The 20,680-nt window shown below is 61.1% G+C and carries 18 protein-coding genes and 5 pseudogenes; 7 read left to right on the top strand and 16 right to left on the bottom strand.

The features are described from left to right. The first annotated feature begins 54 nt into the window (after positions 1–54). From tnpA (HAP41_RS07510) to tnpC (HAP41_RS07500), 3 genes are read left to right on the top strand one after another with little or no spacing between them, the layout of a single operon-like run. Positions 55–513, top strand: a complete 459-nt coding sequence (gene tnpA, locus HAP41_RS07510; protein WP_166073826.1) for an IS66-like element accessory protein TnpA — start codon at positions 55–57, stop codon at positions 511–513. After that, entirely contained in the window at positions 506–859 is a 354-nt protein-coding gene (tnpB, locus tag HAP41_RS07505) for an IS66 family insertion sequence element accessory protein TnpB (RefSeq protein WP_166073804.1), read from the top strand. Before tnpA (HAP41_RS07510) ends, tnpB (HAP41_RS07505) begins: the two co-directional genes overlap by 8 nt. 52 nt (positions 860–911) lie before the next feature. Further along, positions 912–2,483 carry an IS66 family transposase gene (tnpC, locus tag HAP41_RS07500; protein ID WP_166103933.1) on the top strand — a complete coding sequence of 524 codons (1,572 nt, stop codon included), beginning with the start codon at positions 912–914 and terminating at the stop codon, positions 2,481–2,483. Positions 2,484–2,927: 444 nt separating this feature from the next. Here the strand turns inward: tnpC (HAP41_RS07500) and HAP41_RS07495 are convergent, their stop codons facing one another. Further along, the gene (locus HAP41_RS07495; RefSeq protein ID WP_166103936.1) at positions 2,928–3,128 is read right to left on the bottom strand and encodes a hypothetical protein; all 201 of its coding nucleotides are present in this window, start codon (positions 3,126–3,128) and stop codon (positions 2,928–2,930) included. 375 nt (positions 3,129–3,503) lie between these two features. Between HAP41_RS07495 and HAP41_RS07490 the strand changes: the two genes are divergently transcribed. Next, a complete protein-coding gene (locus HAP41_RS07490) occupies positions 3,504–3,740 on the top strand; it encodes a helix-turn-helix domain-containing protein (RefSeq protein WP_166103939.1) in 237 nt (78 codons plus the stop codon). Between the two features lie 86 nt (positions 3,741–3,826). Here HAP41_RS07490 and HAP41_RS07485 read toward each other — a convergent pair. The 9 genes and pseudogenes from HAP41_RS07485 to HAP41_RS07450 all read right to left on the bottom strand — a co-directional run. Further along, positions 3,827–4,108: pseudogene (locus tag HAP41_RS07485) on the bottom strand (transposase); the annotation flags it as partial. 50 nt (positions 4,109–4,158) lie between these two features. Next, positions 4,159–4,515, bottom strand: a complete 357-nt coding sequence (locus tag HAP41_RS07480; RefSeq protein WP_256478585.1) for a plasmid pRiA4b ORF-3 family protein — start codon at positions 4,513–4,515, stop codon at positions 4,159–4,161. After that, a complete protein-coding gene (locus HAP41_RS49985; protein WP_256478584.1) occupies positions 4,440–4,760 on the bottom strand; it encodes a plasmid pRiA4b ORF-3 family protein in 321 nt (106 codons plus the stop codon). The genes HAP41_RS07480 and HAP41_RS49985 overlap by 76 nt, the downstream gene beginning before the upstream one ends. After that, positions 4,757–6,322, bottom strand: coding sequence for an IS66 family transposase (gene tnpC, locus HAP41_RS07475; protein WP_166055670.1), 1,566 nt, complete (start codon positions 6,320–6,322; stop codon positions 4,757–4,759). The genes HAP41_RS49985 and tnpC (HAP41_RS07475) overlap by 4 nt, the downstream gene beginning before the upstream one ends. Before the next feature lie 51 nt (positions 6,323–6,373). Then, positions 6,374–6,727: an IS66 family insertion sequence element accessory protein TnpB gene (gene tnpB / locus HAP41_RS07470; RefSeq protein WP_166065968.1), complete on the bottom strand. Its 354-nt coding sequence runs from the start codon at positions 6,725–6,727 to the stop codon at positions 6,374–6,376. Continuing rightward, the gene (tnpA, locus tag HAP41_RS07465) at positions 6,721–7,143 is read right to left on the bottom strand and encodes an IS66-like element accessory protein TnpA (protein WP_166055731.1); all 423 of its coding nucleotides are present in this window, start codon (positions 7,141–7,143) and stop codon (positions 6,721–6,723) included. The genes tnpB (HAP41_RS07470) and tnpA (HAP41_RS07465) overlap by 7 nt, the downstream gene beginning before the upstream one ends. Positions 7,144–7,382: 239 nt before the next feature. After that, entirely contained in the window at positions 7,383–8,147 is a 765-nt protein-coding gene (locus HAP41_RS07460) for an SDR family NAD(P)-dependent oxidoreductase (protein WP_166103944.1), read from the bottom strand. Positions 8,148–8,217: 70 nt separating this feature from the next. Next, positions 8,218–9,160, bottom strand: a pseudogene (locus tag HAP41_RS07455) (aldo/keto reductase); the annotation flags it as partial. Between the two features lie 83 nt (positions 9,161–9,243). Beyond that, positions 9,244–9,639 carry a (R)-mandelonitrile lyase gene (locus tag HAP41_RS07450; protein WP_166103947.1) on the bottom strand — a complete coding sequence of 132 codons (396 nt, stop codon included), beginning with the start codon at positions 9,637–9,639 and terminating at the stop codon, positions 9,244–9,246. Between the two features lie 287 nt (positions 9,640–9,926). Here HAP41_RS07450 and HAP41_RS07445 point away from each other — a divergent pair, with 287 nt between their 5' ends. Next, on the top strand, positions 9,927–10,820 hold the full coding sequence (locus HAP41_RS07445) for a LysR family transcriptional regulator (RefSeq protein ID WP_166103950.1): 894 nt from the start codon (positions 9,927–9,929) through the stop codon (positions 10,818–10,820). 18 nt (positions 10,821–10,838) lie between these two features. Here HAP41_RS07445 and HAP41_RS07440 read toward each other — a convergent pair. The 4 genes and pseudogenes from HAP41_RS07440 to HAP41_RS07425 form a co-directional block, all read right to left on the bottom strand. Next, positions 10,839–10,964 (bottom strand): annotated as a pseudogene (locus HAP41_RS07440) (SDR family oxidoreductase); the annotation flags it as partial. A 63-nt stretch (positions 10,965–11,027) separates the two neighbouring features. Further along, positions 11,028–11,870 carry an IS5 family transposase gene (locus tag HAP41_RS07435; protein WP_166103217.1) on the bottom strand — a complete coding sequence of 281 codons (843 nt, stop codon included), beginning with the start codon at positions 11,868–11,870 and terminating at the stop codon, positions 11,028–11,030. An 80-nt stretch (positions 11,871–11,950) separates the two neighbouring features. Further along, positions 11,951–12,291: pseudogene (locus tag HAP41_RS07430) on the bottom strand (SDR family NAD(P)-dependent oxidoreductase); the annotation flags it as partial. A 153-nt stretch (positions 12,292–12,444) separates the two neighbouring features. Further along, a complete protein-coding gene (locus HAP41_RS07425) occupies positions 12,445–12,663 on the bottom strand; it encodes a transposase (RefSeq protein ID WP_166103956.1) in 219 nt (72 codons plus the stop codon). A gap of 168 nt (positions 12,664–12,831) precedes the next feature. On the opposite strand from HAP41_RS07425, the gene istA reads away from it, so the two are divergent. Both istA and istB read left to right on the top strand, forming a co-directional pair. Next, on the top strand, positions 12,832–14,373 hold the full coding sequence (gene istA, locus HAP41_RS07420; RefSeq protein WP_166065845.1) for an IS21 family transposase: 1,542 nt from the start codon (positions 12,832–12,834) through the stop codon (positions 14,371–14,373). A 16-nt stretch (positions 14,374–14,389) separates the two neighbouring features. Then, on the top strand, positions 14,390–15,151 hold the full coding sequence (istB, locus tag HAP41_RS07415) for an IS21-like element helper ATPase IstB (RefSeq protein ID WP_166063422.1): 762 nt from the start codon (positions 14,390–14,392) through the stop codon (positions 15,149–15,151). Positions 15,152–15,461: 310 nt separating this feature from the next. Here istB and HAP41_RS07410 read toward each other — a convergent pair. Both HAP41_RS07410 and HAP41_RS07405 read right to left on the bottom strand, forming a co-directional pair. Further along, a pseudogene (locus HAP41_RS07410) lies at positions 15,462–16,004 on the bottom strand (IS256 family transposase); the annotation flags it as partial. 205 nt (positions 16,005–16,209) lie between these two features. After that, positions 16,210–20,430: a Ulp1 family isopeptidase gene (locus HAP41_RS07405; protein ID WP_321576673.1), complete on the bottom strand. Its 4,221-nt coding sequence runs from the start codon at positions 20,428–20,430 to the stop codon at positions 16,210–16,212. Positions 20,431–20,680 lie beyond the last annotated feature (250 nt).

Below are 20,680 nucleotides of genomic sequence, written 5' to 3'. Positions count from 1 at the left end.
CTTTTGAGAGTCCTGATGCATGAGGTGTCCACCAAAATAGGTGGACACCTTGTGATGAGCGACGATGATCAGAAACTGCGGGTCAGGCTTGTCGGCCGGAACGGTCGCCGGCGCTACGAGGCGGCATCGAAAGAGCGTCTTGTCGCGGCCTGCCTTGAGCCTGGGGTTTCGGTATCGAGGCTTGCACTCGAACATGGGGTCAACGCGAACCTCCTTCGGAAGTGGATCAAGAAGCACAGCGCGACCAGGTCGCTGCCGCCGTCCTCACGCCCGGCGTTCATCCCGGTTCAGCTTGAGGGGAAGTCCGAGCGGGACCTGTCGCGAAAAGACAGCGTGGCGACGGTTGATTTGCCGGCTTACGATGAAGTGCGTGGTTCGGAACCCAAAGGGACTCCAGCTTTTTGTTCTCCGGCCAAAGTGAGCGTGTCGCTGCCGAATGGCGTGAAGCTCGCGCTGGAATGCGGCGATGTGGATGCATTGACGGCGATCATCGGAGCGCTGGGCGATGTTTAGACTGGGCGATGACCTGCAGGTCTATCTGCACCGTGAGCCGATCGACTTCCGGGCTGGCATCAACAGCCTTGCGGTCCTGGTCCAGGAGACGATGGCGCTCGATCCATTCACTCCGGCGGTTTTTGCGTTCTGCAATCGCCGTTGCGACCGGATGAAGCTTCTGTTCTTCGATCGGTCCGGCTTTGTACTGGTCCTGAAGCGGCTGACCGAAGACAGGTTCCGATGGCCGCGCCGCCAGGAGGCGATCGTCACGCTGACGACGGAGCAATTGCACTGGATCCTTGACGGCATCGATATCGATGCGATGGTCCGCCATCCGGTGCGGCAATATCAGGTTGCCGGCTGAGCTCTCGAGTTGAGCGGTTGACGCGTCGGTACGGTTCAGATTCAAGAATTCGATGAATCGAACCGGCGATCCGAGTGTTGAAGTGCTGTTGGCACGCATTGCTGCGCTGCAGGCGGAGAACCATCAACTCGCCGACCGCGTCGCCAAGCTCGAGGAAGAACTGGCGCTGGCACGCCTGCATCGTTTTGCGCCGCGCAGCGAAAAGCATGTTGATCGTCTCTTCAATGAAGCCGAGCAGGCCTCCGATGAGGAGGACGCCGGCAGTGAAACGAACAATATCGCCGAACTTCCGGACACGGGCTTGCCACCCGTCGAAAACACAATGGGAAAGAAGCGCGGCCGCAAGCCGCTGCCGGGGAACCTACCTCGTGAGCGCGTCGAGTATGACCTGTCCGACGATCAGAAGGCGTGTCCTTGCTGCCGTGGCCAGATGCATCGCATGGGCGAGGCTGTCACCGAGCAACTTCATATCGAGGTGAAGGCGAAGGTTTTACAGAATGTGCGCTTCAAATATGCGTGCCGCCATAGCGATCGCACCGGGATCCACGCCCCTGTCGTGACCGCGCCGATGCCGCCGCAACCATTGCCGGGCAGCGTTGCCACGCCCTCGACGCTGGCGTTCGCGCTGGTTCACAAATATGTCGATGGCACGCCGCTCTACCGCCTGGCGCAGGCCTTCGAACGTGCAGGTGTTCCTGTCAGCCGCGGCGCTTTGGGCCACTGGGTGATTGGCTCGAGCGAGAAGCATCTGCATCGCATCTACGACGCCCTGAAGCTGCGGCTCAGATCACAACCTCTCATCCATGGCGACGAGACAACGGTTCAGGTCCTCAAGGAGAAGGACAAACGGGCCACCAGCACATCGTACATGTGGGCTTATCGCAGCGGCAAGGGCAGCCACGAGCCGATCGTTCTTCTGGATTATCAGCCGGGCCACGGCCAAATCCACCCGCAAGCCTTCCTCGGCGATTACCGTGGCATTGTAATGAGTGACGGCTATACCGCATGGCGCACGCTGGAAGGGGCCACCCACATTGGATGCATGGCCCACTCCCGGCGGCGCTTTGTCGATGCCCTCAAAGCCAGGAAGAAGGGCGGCGGTCCGCCCGAGCAAGCGCTGCGGTTCTTTGAACAGCTCTACCGGGTTGAAAGGCGGGCGTGGGACGGAATACCGGAGAAGGGTGAAACACAGGCCTACTGCATTCGCCGCTTCCGCCAGCAACATAGTGTCCCCATCCTCAATGCTCTCAAAGTATGGCTCGATGACATGGCCCCGAAGGTCTTGCCTGACAGCAAGCTCGGCGACGCCGTATCCTACACCCGAAACCAATGGGAATATCTGACGCGCTACACCGGGGACGGCAGCATGCCGATTGACAACAATCTTCTGGAGCGCGACATCAGGGTTTTTGCAACTGGCAGGAAGAGTTGGTTGTTCAGCGATACCGTGGACGGAGCCAAGGCCAGTGCCGTCGTCTATAGCCTGATGCTGACCTGCCGCGCCTCACGTGTCGAGCCGTTAGCGTGGTTGCGCCACGTCCTCACCGAATTGCCTCAGCGCGCCGGCGACGCCGATATTACAGACCTGCTGCCCTTCAACTTCCACAAAGCCGCCACTGCCTGAACGGCTCGGTATCGCCCGATACCAGGGCAATCCATCAAAACCGCCGGCGTGCGAAGAAAATCGCGCTTACCCACAAAACACCGTTTGAAAAACCGTTTTAGTCCGGCCTTCTCAAACGGTTTCTCTCGCTAAGGTCTTGATTTGTATGGTGGGCGCACCAGGGCTCGAACCTGGGACCCGCTGATTAAGAGTCAGCTGCTTCACGCGAGAGACCTGCGGTTGCCGATATTGGCCTCCACCTGAGTGATGCGTCACAGCACCAGTTTCGCACCAGAATAGGTGGGCTTCGGCTCAACCTTCCAGGGTGTTCTTTTAGTCAACCGCCAACTGCGGCTGCCCAGCTGAAGTCATAATGAGCACTCAACAACTTCATTGCGACAACAACGACGAGGACGCAGATGATTTGCAACAACGTTCTGGTCGAGAGCGTCATGATGCCGCCTTCTAGCGCTGGTGTCCGAGCCCGATTCCAAGCTTGAGCGCCTTTTGGCGGAGTGAGCCTTCGGAGCGCTTTGTGAGCTTCGCAATTTTTGCAACCGGGGTCTTCGCTTTAGAATGAGCGCGCAGCTCCTTCACGTCAGCCTTTGTGTATTCGCGACGCGCAGGTTTCTTCTTCGTAGCTGTCTTCTTTGCCTTCTTCGCCACTTTTAGCTCCTCGATTCGAGAGTGGGCGTACTAGCACAGCCGCATTGAGGCGCAACTCTCCGTCAGTTGGCTCTATATGCTGGTCCGATGGTGTGCCTCTCTCAGCAGATACGGCTGATAGGGGCGAAGAAATTAGAAAGCGAGAACCTCTCCTTTCTTTCGCTTTGGTATCCAATTGTGCCACGCACTTTTGACATCCATTTTGCTTCGGCACGGCCGGTTGCATCATGTGGGGGATGATGACGTTTTCCGATGCGCTCTTTAATGGTGGCTGTACAAGCTACGCAAAGGAGGAGTGAGGTTGTCCTAGGTCGAGGACAGGGCGATGCGACTAGCCGCGCCGTTGTGGCCCGCAAACGACAAGGGGCTTAAGTGATGAACGAGTTCGGCCAGAAGGAAAAGATATCACTCTCGGAACGGCTGTCAGTGTCGCCAGAGGAGGCAAGCGCCCTCACCGGGATCGGGCTGACCTCGATTCGCGAGGCGATCAGCAGCGGTGATCTCAAGGGCAAGAAGCACGGGAGGCGTACGATCATCCTGCCCGACGATTTGAGAGTATGGCTCAAAACGCTGCCGGACGCCCGCAAATCGATTGAAGTAAGCCCTGCTTAACGTCTTCCGAGTGACGTACTGGCGCGTTGGCGAACTTACCGTTCTTCGACATCGAAGACGAACATCTTGTGAAGTGCGATCTTTCGGTTGGAGGTGTCGATCATCTGGATAGTGGCATCATGGGCAGAGGCAAGTGCGTCAATGATGCGGCCCCAGACACCGGCCCGTCGCCAGCGCACGAAACGGTTGTAGCAAGTCGTGTATGGGCCAAACGCCTCCGGCAGGTCACGCCAGGGTGCTCCCGATCGCAAGACCTAGAAGATGCCATTGAGGACACGACGGTCATTTACCCGAGGAACGCCACGCGGCTTGTTGGGCAGCATCGGCTTGATGGCAGCCCATTCATAGTCGGCGAGTTCGTAGCGCATGATTCGAGTGTAAGCGTAGCTCTGCGGCCCTTTTGAATGGCGCTTGACGCCTATTTTGTTCGCGTGGCGCGTCGCCGCGGCTTCCTTGTGTCGGACAACGCGTTGACGGCGGCTTCGAGTGCCTTCCGGTCGACGACGTTGGGATCGAACCGCTCCGGGCCCCAGAGGCGCATGTGTCCGTGCTCGGGATGGGCGGGGTCGCTGATGGCGGCGAGGTATTCGGCATAGCCTGGCGCACCGCCGACGTCTTCCGGAGGACAACGACCGGCGGCCTCGAGCAGGAAGGGAAGCCCCTCCGTCGTGGTGTTCTCGAACCATTTTTCGAGCTTGATCACATGGTCCCAGCTGTCGCCGAAGTCATAGAGATAGTGGATCGTCTTGGCGCCGGTCTCGCGAACGTATCGCACAGCCGCGCTTTGCGGGCATCCATGGGCTGGTGACCGTAATCATTGTCGGGGTCGGGAATCCCCCAATGTGCCTCACCAGCAAAGAACTCGAAGAGGTGACTGTTCGTCCAGCCGAATGCCTCCTGAAGCGTCAGATGCAGCCGATCAAGGCGCAGGGTGACGGGTACGACAAGGCGACGCATCACCTCCGGCTTCACATCCTTGAGGGTCACCTTGATCCGGACCGCGGTCGTGTTCAGGCTCATGCCGCCAGCCTCGGATCGCGTGTATGCATCGTATAGGTCGACGCCCAGGGAAGCAGTTCGTCCAGTCGCGCTGCAGGCCAACCATTGACGAGCTTGGCGAGAACGTCAGCGAGCCAGTGCTCGGCACTGACGCCATTGAGCTTACAGGTCTCAATGAGCGAAGCCAGCAATGCCCAATTCCCGGCGCCTTCGTCGCAACCGGCAAAAAGAGAGTTCTTGGCGTTGAGCTTGATCGGTCGCATCGCACGCTCGACAGCATTCGTGTCCATTTCGATGCGCCCATCATCAAGATAGAGCGTCAGGCCGTCCCAATGACGTAGTGCATAGCGCAAAGCCTTCGCCGTGTCGCTCTTCTGCGCAAGGTGATCGAGCTTGGCCTCAAACCACTGCTTCAAGGCTGCAACCAGAGGCCGGGTATGCGCTTGTCGGCCAGCACGGCGCTCGTCCGCAGATCGGCCGCGGAGGGCCTTCTCGACCGCGTAAAGCTGGGCGATGCGCTCAAGAGCCTCGCGGGCAACCGGAGCTGGCGCAGGCGCAGCCTCCCGCTCGATCTTCACAAACTGGCGCCGCAGATGCGACCAGCAGAAGGCGAGCGTCCCGGACAGGGCGTCCGCACGCGTCTCTCGGGTCATGGTCTTGTAAGCCTGATAGCCGTCGCAGTGGATGATGCCGCGATAGCCCTCCAGCAGCCGCAAGCCATGAACGGCGCCGCGGCCCGGTGCATAGGCATAGACTACCCCAGGCGGATCAGGTCCGGCCCAAGGCCTGTCATCGCGTGACAGCGCCCAGAAGTAGCCGGTTTTTGTTCTGCCGCGCCCCGGATCCAGCACCGGCGCCGGGGTCTCATCGACACAGAGCTTCGAGGAGGCGAGCAGAAGCTGGCGCAGACGATGCCACACGGGCTTCAATTCCTGGGCGGCATAGCCGACCCAGAAGGCGAGCGTGGAACGATCCAGCGCTATTCCGTGCGTCGCCAGCATCTGCGCCTGGCGGTAAAGCGGCAAATGCCAGTGATACTTGGCATCGATCACATGCGCGACCAGCCGCTCGGTGGGCAATCCTCCCCTGATCAATCGCTCGGGAGCCGCGTGCTGCAGGACGACGCCATGACAGGCGCGGCAGGCCAGCTTGGGACGGCGGGTGATGATGACGCGATACTGCGCCGGAACGACGTCGAGCCTCTGGCTCTCATCCTGACCAATCTCGAAGAGGTTGCCCTTACAAGACGGGCAGCAGCTCTCGGCCGGCATCATAGTCTCGATGACGCGCGGCAAATGCTCCGGCAGCTGACCACGGTTGGCTCTGCGCGCGGCAGCTCTCTTCTCGCCTGTTTTGGGATTGGCACGATTCTCGGCGGCTTCGAGAGCCGCAACGGCCTGATCGATATCCTCCAGAACAAGCTGCAGCTGATCAGCGTCCAGCTTTTCCGAGGACCGACCGAACTGCGCATCTTTCGCAAGCTTGAGCAACCGCTCGAGCCGGGCGCAGCGATCCAGCAGAGCCGCGGCAAAGGCACGCAACTCGGCTGGATCGCTCGGTAGCTCATCAGGCAAATCACTCATTGGCCCGAGCTTGCCATGCTTCGCGTCACGATGCAGCGATGATTTGCATTTTTACGCAAGCGCTTTCGGCTGCGGGATCCGAGGCGCGTGCATGCGCGTCCAATCCATGCCGGCCAGCAGTGCTGACAGCTGGGCCCCATTCATCCGCATCACACCGGCCACGATGGGTGGCCATTTGAAGCCGCTGCCATCGAGCCGCTTCCAGTACATCACAAGGCCGCTGCCATCCCAGACGACGATCTTCACCCGATCGGCGCGCTTCGCACGGAACACCACCGCCACGCCCTTCATCGGGTCATGGCCCAGCGTATCCTTCGCCAGCAGCGCCAAGCCCTCTGCACCCTTCCTGAAGTCCACAGGTTGCGTCGCCACGTAGATCATGAGGCTCGCCGGCATCGTCAGCATGAACGTGTCCGTCGCAGCGCAATGAACACATCGCTCAACGCAGCAAGGCCAGGCGCCCCGCGCACCTCCACGCGCGCGCCCTGGAACTCAACCGTAACAATGGCTGCTTCCGGCGAACCGGAGGGCTCTGCGGCCGCAGGCAACGCTAATTCCGACACCACCGGCACGAACGACAGCGTGTCCGCCGACGCCGGCAATACCAACTGGCCCAAACGCGCCCGGCGCCGCCAATCATGCACCTGCTGGGGCCGGCAGCCATGGCGACGAGCGACGTCTGTTACAACCGCCCCCGGTTCGAGGCTTTCCGCCGCAATCTGCGCCTTCAAATCATCCGGCCAGCGCTTTCGACCTGCGCCAGCGAACACTTCAATACGCGGTGACAACGGTCGTCTTATGTCGTCAGAATGGTCGTCCATTGTGAGCACCCTTCCAGAAGATGACTCTTCTAACGGTGCTCTCAAGACTCCGCACAAACAATCAGACGGGCCTCGGCGCTACGCTTACATTCGAGTCCCCAGTTTGGGAACTTGAATCACAGTGGCCTGGCCGTCCGCAACGCTTCTGGGCCGGCGCCGGTCGGGCATTACGGGCAGAAGCGGATGGCAACCTGCAGATCGCCTGCTGAATCCCTCGAAAATGACTCTCAGCGACTTTGTCAGCGCATTATGAAGCCGCCGTCCACGGAAATCGACTGGCCGGTGACGTAGCTGGCGGCGTCGCTGCAGAGCCAGAGGACCGCATTTGCAATCTCCTCGGGCCGGCCGACCCGTTCCATCGGAATGCTCTTTTCCATGGCCTTGAGCTCGTCGCCTTGTCCGGCCGCAACCATTTGATCGGACATCGGCGTCCGGATAAGTCCGGGGCAAACGGCGTTGATACGGATGCCCCGAGCCGCATATTCCAGAGCCGCGCTCTTGGTGAATCCGATTACCCCATGTTTTGCGGCGTGGTAGATGCCGCGCTCGGCGCCGCCGATGAGTCCACCAAGCGATGAGCAATTGACTATGGCCCCGCTTCCCTGTTCGCGCATCCGACGCAACTCGAACTTCATGCAGCTCCATTCGCCACGAAGATTGATGCCCATGACGCGGTCGTAATCCTCGCGGGTCGTGTCGGCCGTCTCGGCCAGAACGTTCTGGACTCCCGCGTTGTTATAGGCCGCGTCGAGCCTTCCGAAGGCTGCGACCGTCTCCGCGACCATGGCTTCGACCTGCGCGTCATCCGAGACGTCGCACCGAATACCTATGGCTTTATCGCCTTGCGCGATCAGTTCGTCGACCGCAGCGTGCGTTGCCCTCTCGTTCCAGTCGGCGAGCGCGACGGAGGCTCCCGATTCCGCGAAAGCCTTTGCCATGGCGTGGCCCAAACCGGACGCCGCGCCCGTCACCAGCGCGACCTTTCCTTCGAATGAGATCTTCATGGTAGCTCTCCTGTATGTTCGTCGTTCCGGCACGCGTGCAGTCAGCGCTGCGCGCGCTCGGCCTCTGCGGCGGGTAGCGGTCGCCTACGATTTTGATCTTCGCGGCGGCGGCATCCATGTTGCAAATGTCCTCGCGCGTAAGCTCGATCGCGGCCGCGCCGATGTTCTCATCGAGGCGGCCGAGCTTGGTCGTGCCAGGGATCGGGACGATCCACGGCTTCTGCGCCAGCAGCCAGGCCAGCGCGATCTGCGCAGGCGTGGCGCGCTTCTGCGCGCCGATCCGTTCCAGCAAATCGACCACAGCACGGTTAGCCTTGCGCGCCTCGGGAGTGAAGCGCGGCAGGCTCGCGCGGTTATCGTTGCCACCGAACGTGGTGGTCTCGTCGATCTTGCCTGTCAGAAATCCCCGTCCGAGGGGACTGAAGGGGACGAAGCCGATCCCCAGTTCGCCGCAGACCGGCAGCACCTCCTTCTCGGGCTGGCGCCACCAGAGCGAATATTCGCTCTGGACCGCCGCGACCCGCTGCACGGCATGGGCGCGGCGGATGGTCGAGGCGCCAGCCTCGCTCAGGCCGAAGTGCTTGACCTTGCCTTGGGCGATGAGATCCCCCACCGCGCCGGCGACGTCCACGATCGGAACGTCGGGATCGACCCGATGCTGGTACAGCAGGTCGATCGCCTCGACCCGCAGCCGCTTCAACGAGCCTTCGACGGCCTGTCGTATGCGTTCGGGGCGACTGTCGAGTCCGTCGGTATCAAGGTCGTGGCCGAACTTGGTGGCGATGACGACGTCCCTCCGGAACGGCTCCAGCGCCTCGCCTACGAGTTCCTCGTTCGTGAACGGGCCGTAGACCTCGGCGGTGTCGAAGAAGGTGACGCCGCGCTCGACAGCGGCCCGGACGAGCGCGATCATGTCGGCGCGGTTCGGAGCGGGACCCCGATGGTAGTTGAGGCCCATGCAGCCCAGGCCGATGGCCGGAGACGGTAAGATCGCCAAGCTTGCGCGTTTGCATACTAAATCTCCTTGTTTGACGGTCGCCCCCGCGGCCGATTCGCGCCCGGACGCGTCGACGCAGCGAGGTGTCCGCGCACATGGTCACTTGTGGTATTGATCGTCGCTGACCTTTTCCATCCACTCTACATTCTTGCCGTCGAGCGATTCCGTGATGGCGATGTGCGTCATCGCATTCGTCGGTGTCGCGCCATGCCAATGCTTCTCGCCAGGCGGAAACCAGACGACATCGCCGGGGCGGATTTCCACGACCGGGCTACCCTCGCTCTGCACCCAGCCAAGTCCGGTCGTGACGATGAGAGTCTGGCCGAGCGGGTGGGTGTGCCACATGGTTCGGGCACCTGCCTCAAAGGTCACTTGACCGCCGCTGATGCGTGTCGGGTCGCCCACCTGAAACAGCGGATCCACCCGGACGCTACCGCTGAACCATGCTTCGGGACCTTTGCCGGACGGCCGCGAGCCATTGCGTTTGATGTCCATCGTTCCATTCCTCGTTCAATGTCGCAGCGCATGCGAATGCCGCAGGCGTCGGCATCAGCGTCACCAATGCGGCACCGGCCGAGAGAACGCTCCTTCGGGTGAAGGCATGCTGCGCCGGCGCCGGAGCGCCTCCGCAAAGCCGCAAGAGTGTGTCCGCCCCGTCCATTGGCCGAACTCCGTCACGTCGCGGGGTGTTCCGCTTCGGTAATCGCTGTTCCTAATTTAGCGCGCGCATCTATAGGGATTAGACGCTATAATCGGGATAGACCTATCAACAGGATCGATAAATGCGGCGTGGCAATCTCGACGATCTCTCGGTCTTTCTCGTCGTCGCCCGGGAGGGGAGTTTCACGAAGGCAGCGGCGAAACTAGGCGTGTCGCAGTCGGCGCTCAGCTACACCATCAAGGAGCTCGAAGCCCGTCTCAAGCTGCGCCTGCTGACGCGCACTACGCGGAGCGTGTCGCCCACGGCTGCCGGCGAGCGCCTTCTGCGTAACGTCAGCCCGAGGATAGAGGAGATCGAAGGGGAGCTTGCGGCCCTGAGCGACCTTCGGGAAAAACCCTCGGGCACGATCCGCATCACGGCCACCGAATACGCCACCGACGCCGTACTCCTGCCGAAGCTCGCGAAGCTGCTTCGCGAAAATTCGGACATCAAGGTCGAGATCGTCAGCGATTACGGGCTGACGGATATCGTCGCGCAGCGCTTCGATGCCGGGGTGCGGGACGGCGAGCAGGTGACGAAGGACATGATCGCCGTTCGCATCGGACCGGATGCACGCATGGCCGTGGTCGGCGCTCCGTCTTATTTCAAAAATCAGCCCGTACCGAAGAAGCCGCAAGACTTGGTTGAGCACAATTGCATCAATCTGCGTCTGCCGACCCATGGTGGCTTGTACGCCTGGGAGTTCGGCAAGGGCTCACGCGAACTGAAAGTTCGCGTCGAAGGCCAACTGTTCTTCAGCACCACGACCCAGATGTTCCACGCCGCGCTCGCAGGTTTGGGATTGGCCTATCTGCCGGAGGGGCTGGTGCAACCACACATCAACAAGGGCCGGCTTAAACGGGTGCTTGACGACTGGTGCCCTCCGTATCCGGGCTACCATCTGTATTATCCCAGCCGACGCCAACCCTCTGCAGCCTTTTCGCTGTTGGTAGAGGCGCTCCGGCATCGTCCCTGATGAGGGGGATCCCACAGTTCAACGTATGGTATAGCCGCCATCCACGGCGAGCGCGTGACCGACCATGAAACTCGCTTCTGAGCTGCACAACCAGAGCACGGCGCTTGCGATCTCTTCAGGGCGGCCAAGCCGGCCGATGGGAACGTTCTGCAGCATCGCGTTGAGGGCGTCTGCCTGAGTGGCCATCATCTTGTCTAAGAGCCTGACTCAAAATTGCATTGCTGTTTTTATCGCTGCGATGCGCCTTGTCATGAGTTGGACAGAGGCGAGGAAGAGCCAGGCAGTTGCGCTTTCGATGGTTCGCTCGAAGTCCTTGGCCAATCTGCGGTTGCGGCCGAGCCAGGCGAAGGTTCGTTCGACCACCCAGCGGCGCGGAAGCACCTCGAAGCCCTGTGCGGCATCGGAGCGCTTGATGATCTCGACAGTCCACCGGCCGATCTTTTCCAGCACCGCCTTGAGCTTTTCGCCGGCATAGCCGCCATCGGCGAAGATATGGCGCAGCCAGGGGAAGCGGTAGCGAACGCTGCACAGGACATCTGGCGTGCCGTCACGATCCTGGACGTCGGCAGCGTGAACGATCGCTCCGACCAGGAGCCCTTGGGTGTCGGTGACGATGTGGCGCTTTCGACCCTTGATCTTCTTTCCCGCGTCGTAGCCGCGAGGGCCGCCACTTTCCGTGGTCTTGACCGATTGGCTGTCGATCACGCCGGCCGTCGGCGAGGCCTCCCGGCCGATCGCCTCGCGCGCCAGCATCAGGAGTGCGTGGTTGATCGATTGCCACAATCCGCTGTCGCGCCATTGGTAGAAATAGTACTGCACCGTGGTCATTGGTGGAAACAGAGTGGGCGGCAGCATGCGCCACGGCAATCCGCCGCGCAGCAGATAGAGTACTGCCTCGACGATGTCGCGATAGCTCCATTTCGGGCGCCGCCCGCGCTTGGCCCGCACAGGAAGCAACCTCTCCAGCACGCCCCATTCCGCATCCGTCAAGTCGCTTGGCAAACGCAGCTCCTCTCGGGCAAACTGTGCCCGGGTGATATCAGTCCACATTCTCGATCCCTTTGATGCTTCGCAACACCGATGGAATCAGAACTCGCTGATATCACTCAACTTATTTTTCGGTCGGACACTAACATTGCCGTATGGATGATACCCGGGCATACCGCATTGATACGAATGCCCCTTGCGGCTAGTCGAGCGCTGCGCTTTTCGTGAGCCCCAGCACCCCGTGCTTCGAGGCCTGGTATGTTCCGCGTTTGGGGCCGGCGACCAAGCCGCCGATGGAAGAGCAGTTGACGATTGCACCGATAGCCTGCTTGAGCATCTGTCGGAGCTCGAATTTCATGCAACTCCATACGCCGCGCAGATTAATCGAAATCACTCGGTCAAAATCCTCCCGTGTGGACTCGGCAGCTTCCACCGCGACATTCTGGACGCCGGCATTGTTGTAGGCGGCATCAAGCCTGCCGAAGACAGGGGCGGCCGGTAGACCCCGGAGCGCGCGATGCCAAGCAACAGGCATTGCCGACGGGATCGACAGCGCCTTGTCCGCGCGATCGAGCATTCCTCGACGGTCCGGCGTGCTCATCTTCCGGACCTCCGCGCTAAAAATCGCGCTCGACCGTCAGTTGTCCAATCTTGGCGTGCAGCTTCTCGATCTCGCGTTCGCGCGTTTCCTCGCTCTCGCGCCCGGCACCCACATCAAAGTCCGCGCCGCCTGGTCCAGCAGTTGCTTCTTCCAGGCATAGATCTGGTTCGGGTGAACCTCATAGCGCTGGGCCAGATCGGCCACCGTCGCCTGCTCCCGCACGGCTTCCAGCGCAATCTTTGCCTTCAGTTGCATGTTTCGCGGGATCGTGAGCACGGATTTCAGGGGATCGTGAGCAGAGATTTCAGACGATCGTGAGCACGGATTTCGCGGGATCGTGAGCAGCTTTTCAGCAACTCAGCCCGCTTCGGCCGACAACTCAACCGGCTTAGGAACTGCCTCGTCAGTGAACGAGGAAGGCCGATGCCCACCCAGAGATTGTCGATGCGCCGGATCAAAGAGGTTCTCCGCTTAAAACATGTTCAAGGCTTGCCGGAGCGAGCCATCGCGCGCACCTTGGGCATCAGCAACGGCGCCGTGCACAGCTATCTACGCCGAGCCGGGGCTGCCGGGCTGAACTGGCCGTTGCCGGCCGGAATGAGCGACGAGGACCTGGAGCTGCTGCTTTTCCCGGCGCCGAGGCCTGCGTCGCAGAGCCCCCAGCGGGCCGTTCCCGACTGGGGCTATGTCGACAAGGAGCTGCGCCGACGCAACGTGACCCGTCGGCTGCTGTGGGACGAGTATCGCGCCACCCATCCCGATGGCTTCGGCTACACCTGGTTCTGCACGACGTACGAGGCCTGGAAGGGGCGAGCCCGGCCTTCGATGCGGCAGACGCATCTGGGCGGCGAGAAGGTTTTCGTGGATTTCGCCGGCGACACCATCGACGTCATCGATCCCTCAAACGGGGAAGTGCAGTCGATGAAGCTGTTCGTCGCGGCGATGGGCGCCTCCAACTATACCTATGCCGAGGCCTGTCCAAGCGAGGGGCTCGCCGACTGGATCCGGGTCCACATCAATCTTTTCGCCTTCCTCGGCGGCGTGCCGACATTCGTAGTCTGCGACAATCTCAAGGCCGCCGTCACCAATCCCGACCGCCACGATCCCGGCCTCAACCGAACCTATGCCGAGATGGCGAGCCATTACGGCACGGCCATTCTCGCAGCCCGGCCGCGGCGCCCAAAAGATAAGGCAAAGGTCGAAGTTGCGGTGCAAGTCGCCCAGCGATGGATTCTGGCGCGGCTGCGCAACCAACGCTTCTTTTCGTTGGCGGAGCTGAACGCAGCCATCAAAACACTCGTCGTCGAACTCAATGCAAGGCAGATGCGCGACTTTGGCGCCAGTCGCGCCGAACTGTTCGCCGAGCTCGACAAGCCCAAGCTTACAAAGCTGCCGGACCAGGCTTACGCTTTCGCACGCTGGAAGCGATGCCGGATCGGCCCCGACTATCATATCGAGATCGATGGACACTGGTATTCCGCGCCGTATCGGCTCATCCGTGAGCTTGTCGACGCACGCATCGATGACAGAACGGTCGAGATCTTCCACAACGGCCGCAGGATCGCCAGCCACGCCCGCGCGCCCAACCGGCGGGGCCACACCACCATCGCCGACCATATGCCCAGCGCCCATCGGCGCTACGGTCAATGGACGCCCGCCGGAGTGATCGTCGCCGGCGAGCGGATCGGTCCGTCGACCGCCGCCTTCTTCCAGGCCGTGATCGCGGCCCGGCCGCATCCCGAGCAAGGCTTTCGCACCTGCCTCGGCATTCTGTCACTGGTCAAAAGCTACAGCGCGGAGCGCGTCGAAGCGGCCTGCCGGCGCGGCATTCTGATCAAGGCGCGATCCGTCGCCTCGATCCGCTCCATCCTCCAGAACGGTCTGGATCGTACCTTTCTCGACGAGCCCTCCGAACACCAACCCCTGCGCCACGGCAACATCCGCGGCCGCGATTATTTTCACTGAAGCCAAGGAGACCTGTATGCTCAACCATCCCACCCACGAACGCCTGATCGAGCTCGGCTTGAGCGGCATGGCCAAGGCCTTCGAGGAGCAGCGACGATCGCCTGATCTCGAAGCCTTGCCGTTCGAAGATCGCATCGGCCTGCTGGTCGACCGGGAAGCGGCGGAACGCGACACCAGGCGGCTCACCACGCGCCTCAAGCTGGCCTCGCTCCGCCAGAATGCCTGCGTGGAGGACGTCGATTTGCGCACGCCGCGGGGTATCGACCGGGCCGTCTTCGCCAAGCTCGCCAGCGGCGACTGGATCGATCGCCACGAGAATTTGCTCATAACCGGGGCGACCGGATTGGGCAAAAGTTGGTTAGCCTGTGCCCTCGGCCACAAGGCCTGCCGAGATAATCGCTCGGTCCTCTATCACCGCGTCCCAAGATTGTTCGAAGCGTTGGGGCTCGCGCGGGGCGATGGACGTTATGCCCGCTTGCTCAAAACCCTTGGCCGCGCCCAGGTTCTGATTTTGGATGATTGGGGATTGTCGGTGCTCACCGCTGCCGAGCGGCGCGATCTACTGGAAATCCTTGACGATCGCCATGGCCGCTCCTCCACCATCGTAACCAGCCAACTCCCTGTGGACACATGGCACGAAGTTATCGGAGATCCCACGCTAGGCGACGCGATTCTGGATCGCCTCGTCCACAACGCTCACCGCCTCCAGCTTGCTGGCGAAAGCATGCGAAAACGCAACGCCAAAACCATCACCCTTGACGAGCAGCCAGAACGCTGACCCTATCACCGCCTCGGCCGGAGCGAGGCTGCTCACGATCGTCTGAATTCGGCGCTCATGATCGCGCGAAATCGCTGCTCACGATCACTGAAATATGCATTCAGTGCCGCGTCGATCTTGCGTCTCGTCTTCGTCGTCATCATGCCCTCCGTGTATCAAACGGAGCGGCCCTTTTCCAACTGACCTCTGGTCCCAAAATCGGGGTCCATTTCACTCGCGCCCCCGGGCGACATCAAATCGGAATGGTGGGCGAGATCATCTCGAAATCCTGGGCGAGATCAAATCGGTACACCCGGGCGAGATCATCGGAATCCGCACCGAGATGCAGCCCGTCGATTTGGACCACCAGAAGGTCGAGCGTGGACAGATCGGCAGCCATGAAGTCAGCCAGCCGCACCGCCGACAGCGCTACGAACCTCCGCGAGGCCGCCGACTTCGAAACCCCCGATCCGGGCGGTACCGGCACGTCACCCTCGGGCAGCCGGACGGCGCGGCCGAACCGGCGCGTCGACACATTGATCAGCATCAGGTTCATCGCCCCGCGACCGAGCCAATCCTCCTGCGCCGCCGTTTCCCAGCTCGGGATCGTGACCTCGCCGCCATCCACGCCCCGGACCCGCGGGCGCTCGACCTCGATCTTGCCGCCGTGGAAGCCGATCCGTCCCCGCGTTCGGCCCAAGGTGCGTCCGCCGCGCCGCCTCGCGATCGTGGCGCGGGCCGCCACAACATCCGCCTCCATCATCGTGCCGAGCGCCTCGATCCCTGCCGCAAGGCAGAACCGATCGAAGCTCGCCCGCACTTCTGCAAACGCTTCGTCCACCGCCCCGGTCGCCGGCCAACCAGCCGGTGTGATATCTCTATCATGGCGTTGCTCTTCTTTGTGGAATCAGCACCCCGAGCCTACCGGCTCAAGGTGGGCAACGCCGACCTCTTCAGAAATTCAACAGAACCCGGGACATCCCCGAATCACAAGTGATACTTTCGATTCAAGATTTCGCGGATCAGCGCGAGTCGGCGAAATTATGGGTAATTGAAAGCTTCGTCGTATGCGTACGACATCAGCCCCTGAGTCGGTTCTGCAGCGCCCGCCGATTGGCAACGAGGCTGCTGAGGTTCAGCAGGTGTGGTGCTCGTCCTTGCTCCAATTGCCTAACCAGCGCCCGCGTGCCGTCCACCACGAAGACGCCGCAATCATAAGTGTTCAGCTGCTGGGTCATGCCGCGTGACTCCAGGCGGGCGCCCAGCCTTGCTGCGAGCTCTGCTGCGGGCGTGTTGTTGTATTCCCCCATGGAGTCGTAGCGATAGGCAACCGGCCTTTCGCGGTCGCGGCGATCAACAAACAGCAGCGACCAATGGGTGCCGGGTAGATTCATAGCACGGGCATTGTTCACTGGCAGGAACAGGAAGTCGGCTGTGTCGTCACCATTCTGATCATGGACGATGCGCTGGAATGCGCGTAGCATTTCGCTCTCGGTGCCCAAGCGCAGGCTAACAAGGGTTATGAGAGGATCCACGAACCGCGTCCGGGCGGCGAGATTCGGATTGTTCCCCCGCAACTCTTGCGCCAGGAGCTGGTAATCTCTCAGGACATGCTCGTCGCCCAGCCATTCCGTGTCCTCGAGCACCAGCCCGCGGCCGTGAGGCGAGGCTGTCGGACCTAAAGCCCCGATCTGAGCATCGTAGGAGGTGCTCGGAAACGCCGGCACAGAATTAACATCGTCGCGTGATTCAGACGGCGTGGCCGCAGTCAGATCAACCAATGGAGGACCGCCGTAGGTGCTTGAGCGAGCCCCGGCAGCCTGCGCTGGCTCAAAGTGAGCATCGTCGCGCAACTCGGACGGTGTCGGCGCATTCAGAGCAAGAAATGGCTCAAGACCAGCGTAGATGTCTGAGGGAGCCCTGGTAGAGTGCGCTGGCGCAAAGTGAGCGTCGTCGCCCAACTCGGACGGTGTCGGCGCATTCAGAGCAAGAAATGGCTCAAGACCAGCGTAGGTGCTTGAACGAGCCCTGGCAGCCTGCGCTGGCGATGCTTCCAGCATCGGCCACATACTCCAATCAAAGTTGAGCGGCATCTGCGGCGACCAGGTTGAGGCGGACCAGGCAGGTTCCTGCTGTCCAGCTTGGACTATGTCCTGCGCCTGCTCCGGGGGAACCCCGGGCCACGGTGGGCCGTCTTCCACCATCAAACGCAGATCCTGATCATAACCTTCCGGGAGGACCAATGGCCGACTGACAGCTCGCTGCAGCGCCGTGGCATCTTGGTACCCACTCCCCTGCATCGTCGGCTGCGCCTGCCATGGCGATGCACCCAGTTGATGGGTGGGGGCCGACGTCAGCAGGCGACCGCCTGAAGCGACGATCTCGCTCAGTTGCCGCTCAATGGCAACGCCGTGCAGATTGTCTAGGGTCCTCGGCCTCTTCGCTGGCCTCAATTCAGCTGTGTCATGCTCATCGTTGATGAGGACCTCCTTGCTTGGCAGGAGGTTGCTCTTGGCAAGTGCACCGATCGGCTCGTCCGGGAACTGCTGGCGGTCGTAGCCCCAATTCAAGGGACGAATGGACTCTCCGGGATCCGATGACTGGTCATGGCGCGCGGCTGGCTCAAGAAGAGATGACGACGGGCCGGGTTCGTCCATCAGCTCCCAAAGCAAATCCTGATCGTAGCCTTCTACAGGAAGCAGCTCCTTTGGCCAACTGCCCGCGTCCTGCGACGCGCTGTGCTGCGCAGCGGCGCCGCCGGCGGGCATCGGCTCCATCAGTACCGCGTTTTCGGGATCAGGACCGGGGGAAATATGGCGCTCGAGCTCCATCGCTTTAGCGCCGGCCTGCGATTTTCGGAGATGGGTCAGTGCGGCACCGATCCGCCTATTACCACCGGCGTCCTTATAGTCCTCGACATCTCCATCCAACGCCTTGCCGGAAAGCCGAGCAGCAATGCCCTTCTTGTTGTTTTCACGCAGGTAGTCACTGAAACTGCTAAGGGCAAATGCATAGGTACTGGCGGTACCTGTCGTTGCTTCGTTTTTGTACTCTTTGATGAGAGCCGCGTCCTGGGGATAAGAATTCAGCTTAGCGCGGTCTGCGATCGGCACGATTCCGCCCGTCGACTGCGAGGTCCGGAGATGATCTATTGCCGTAAGGAGTCTCGTGGGATTACCCTTTCCGAAGAACTCGCGCGCATCAACAGTCAACGACTCGTCGTCGAGCCGAGCAGCAATGGACTTTTTGTTATTTGCGAAGAGCCAGCGGCCAAAGCTGAGAAGGCGATTTACATTGTACTTGGCAGTGGTTTCGGTGGCCCCGCCCTTGATGAGGGCCTCCTCAAGCCCCGAAATAAGGGGAGCGTCCTCGGAATAAAGAGACTGCTTCCTGCGAACCCCAGTTGATCGAGCCGGCTGCAGCGCCGAGGACGACGGGCCGGGTTCGTCCATCAGCCCCAAAACCAAATCCTGATCGTGGGCTTCCGCAGGAAGCTTCTCTGGCCAACTGAAAGCTCGCTGCGACGCGTTGTGCCGCGCAGCGGCGTCGCCGACCCGCCTCGTCTCCATCAGGGCCGCGTCTTCGGGATCAGGAAAGGGGGAAATATGGCGCTCGAGCTCCATCGCCTTAGCGCCGGCCGACGATTTTCGGAGATAGGCCAGCGCGGCACCGATCCGCCTATTACCACCGGCGTCCTTCTTATAATCCTCGACATCTCCATCCAACGCCTTGCCGGAAAGCCGAACAGCAATGCCCGGCTTGTTGTTTTCACGCAGGTAGTCACTGAAACTGCTAAGGGTAAATGCATAGGTAATGGCGGTACCTGTCGCTGCTTCGTTTTTGTACTCTTTGATGAGAGCCGCGTCCTGGGGATAAGGATTCAGCTTAGCGCGGTCTGCGATCGGCACGATTCCGCCTGTCGACTGCGAGGTCCGGAGATGACCTATTGCCGTAAGGAGTCTCGTGGGGTTACCCTTTCCGAAGAACTCGCGCGCATCAACGGTCAACGACTCGTCGTTAAGCCGAGCAGCAATGGACTCTTTGTTATTTGCGACAAGCCAGCGGCCAAAGCTGCGAAGGGGCCATACATTGGCCTTGGCGGTGATTTCGGTGGCCCCGCCCTTGATGAGGGCCTTCTCAAGCCCCGAAATAAGGGGACCATCCTCGGAATAAAGTGGCTGCTTCCTCTGCCTTCTCAAAACTCCAGTTGACTGAGCCGGCTGCAGCGCCGAGTGCGACGGACCGGGTTCGTCCATCAGCCCCAAAACCAAATCCTGATCGTAGCCTTCTGCAGGAAGCTCCTCTGGCCGACTGAAAGCTCGCTGCGACGCGCTGTGCTCCGCAGCGGCGTCGCTGACCCGCCTCGGCTCCATCAGGGCCGCGCGTTCGGGATCAGGAAAGGGGGAAATATGGCGCTCAAGCTCCATCGCCATAGCGCCGGCCGACGATTTTCGGAGATGGGTCAGTGCGGCACCGATCCGCCTATTACCACCGGCGTCCTTCTTATAGTCTCCGACATCTCCATCCAACGCCTTGCCGGAAAGCCGAGCAGCAATGCCCTTCTTGTTGTTTTCACGCAGGTAGTCACTGAAACTGCTAAGGGCAAATGCATAGGTACTGGCGGTACCTGTCGTTGCTTCGTTTTTGTACTCTTTGATGAGAGCCGCGTCCTGGGGATAAGGATTCAGCTTAGCGCGGTCTGCGATCGGCACGATTCCGCCCGTCGACTGCGAGGTCCGGAGATGACCTATTGCCGTAATGAGTCTCGTGGGATTACCCTTTCCGAAGAACTCGCGCGCATCAATGGTCAACGACTCGTCGTCGAGCCGAGCAGCAATGGACTGCTTTTTGTTTTCAAAGAGCCAGCGGCCCAATCTGAGAAGATGACCTACATTCTCCTTGGCAGTGCGTTCGGCAGCCCCCCCTTTGATGAAGGCCTCCTCAAGCTCCAAAATAAGGTCAGCATCTTGGGAATAAAGAGGACGCCTGCGGGTACCGTAAACCTCTGTTGACTGGCCAGGCTGCAGCGCCGAGGCGCCTGGCATCGGCCCGCCGCCTTTACCCTGCGACGCTGGAGGGCATTCGCGCCCGCTCGCCTGCATGATGGGCTGCGCCTCCGATGGCGATGCGGCGACTTGATGGGGGGGGGTCTGCATCAGCACACGATCACCTGGACGGGTGATCTCGCTTAGCTGCCGCTCAAAGGCCGCCGCGTCTGTCGACGGGGACACCGGTGCAGTCTCTTGCTGGGCGGCGCTGTTCGATTGTTGCTGCAATCGGCTAGTTGAGGTGAAATCCATCCGTTCTCACTTTCGAAGATATAGGCGCATCAGAGCTCGGTTTGGATCTCATGCGCGGGGCAATCGAGACGGCAGCGCGGCGACCAAATCCACAGCACAGAATGTGCTCTCAACGTTGGATCCAGCAACAAACCAGCGTGGATCCGAACCGTCCGCGCCGCAGGCAGTCGGACACTCGGATGTTCTTCCCCACAATTTTTGCTATGAGAGGAAGCTGTCGAGTACCTGACGAGCGCTGTGGGACGACGTA

Source organism: Bradyrhizobium barranii subsp. apii, assembly GCF_011516635.5.
GTDB classification, from domain to species: Bacteria; Pseudomonadota; Alphaproteobacteria; order Rhizobiales; family Xanthobacteraceae; genus Bradyrhizobium; species Bradyrhizobium barranii.
Note: the sequence above shows the minus strand (reverse complement) of the source record. Positions and strands in the feature narration are given on the sequence as shown.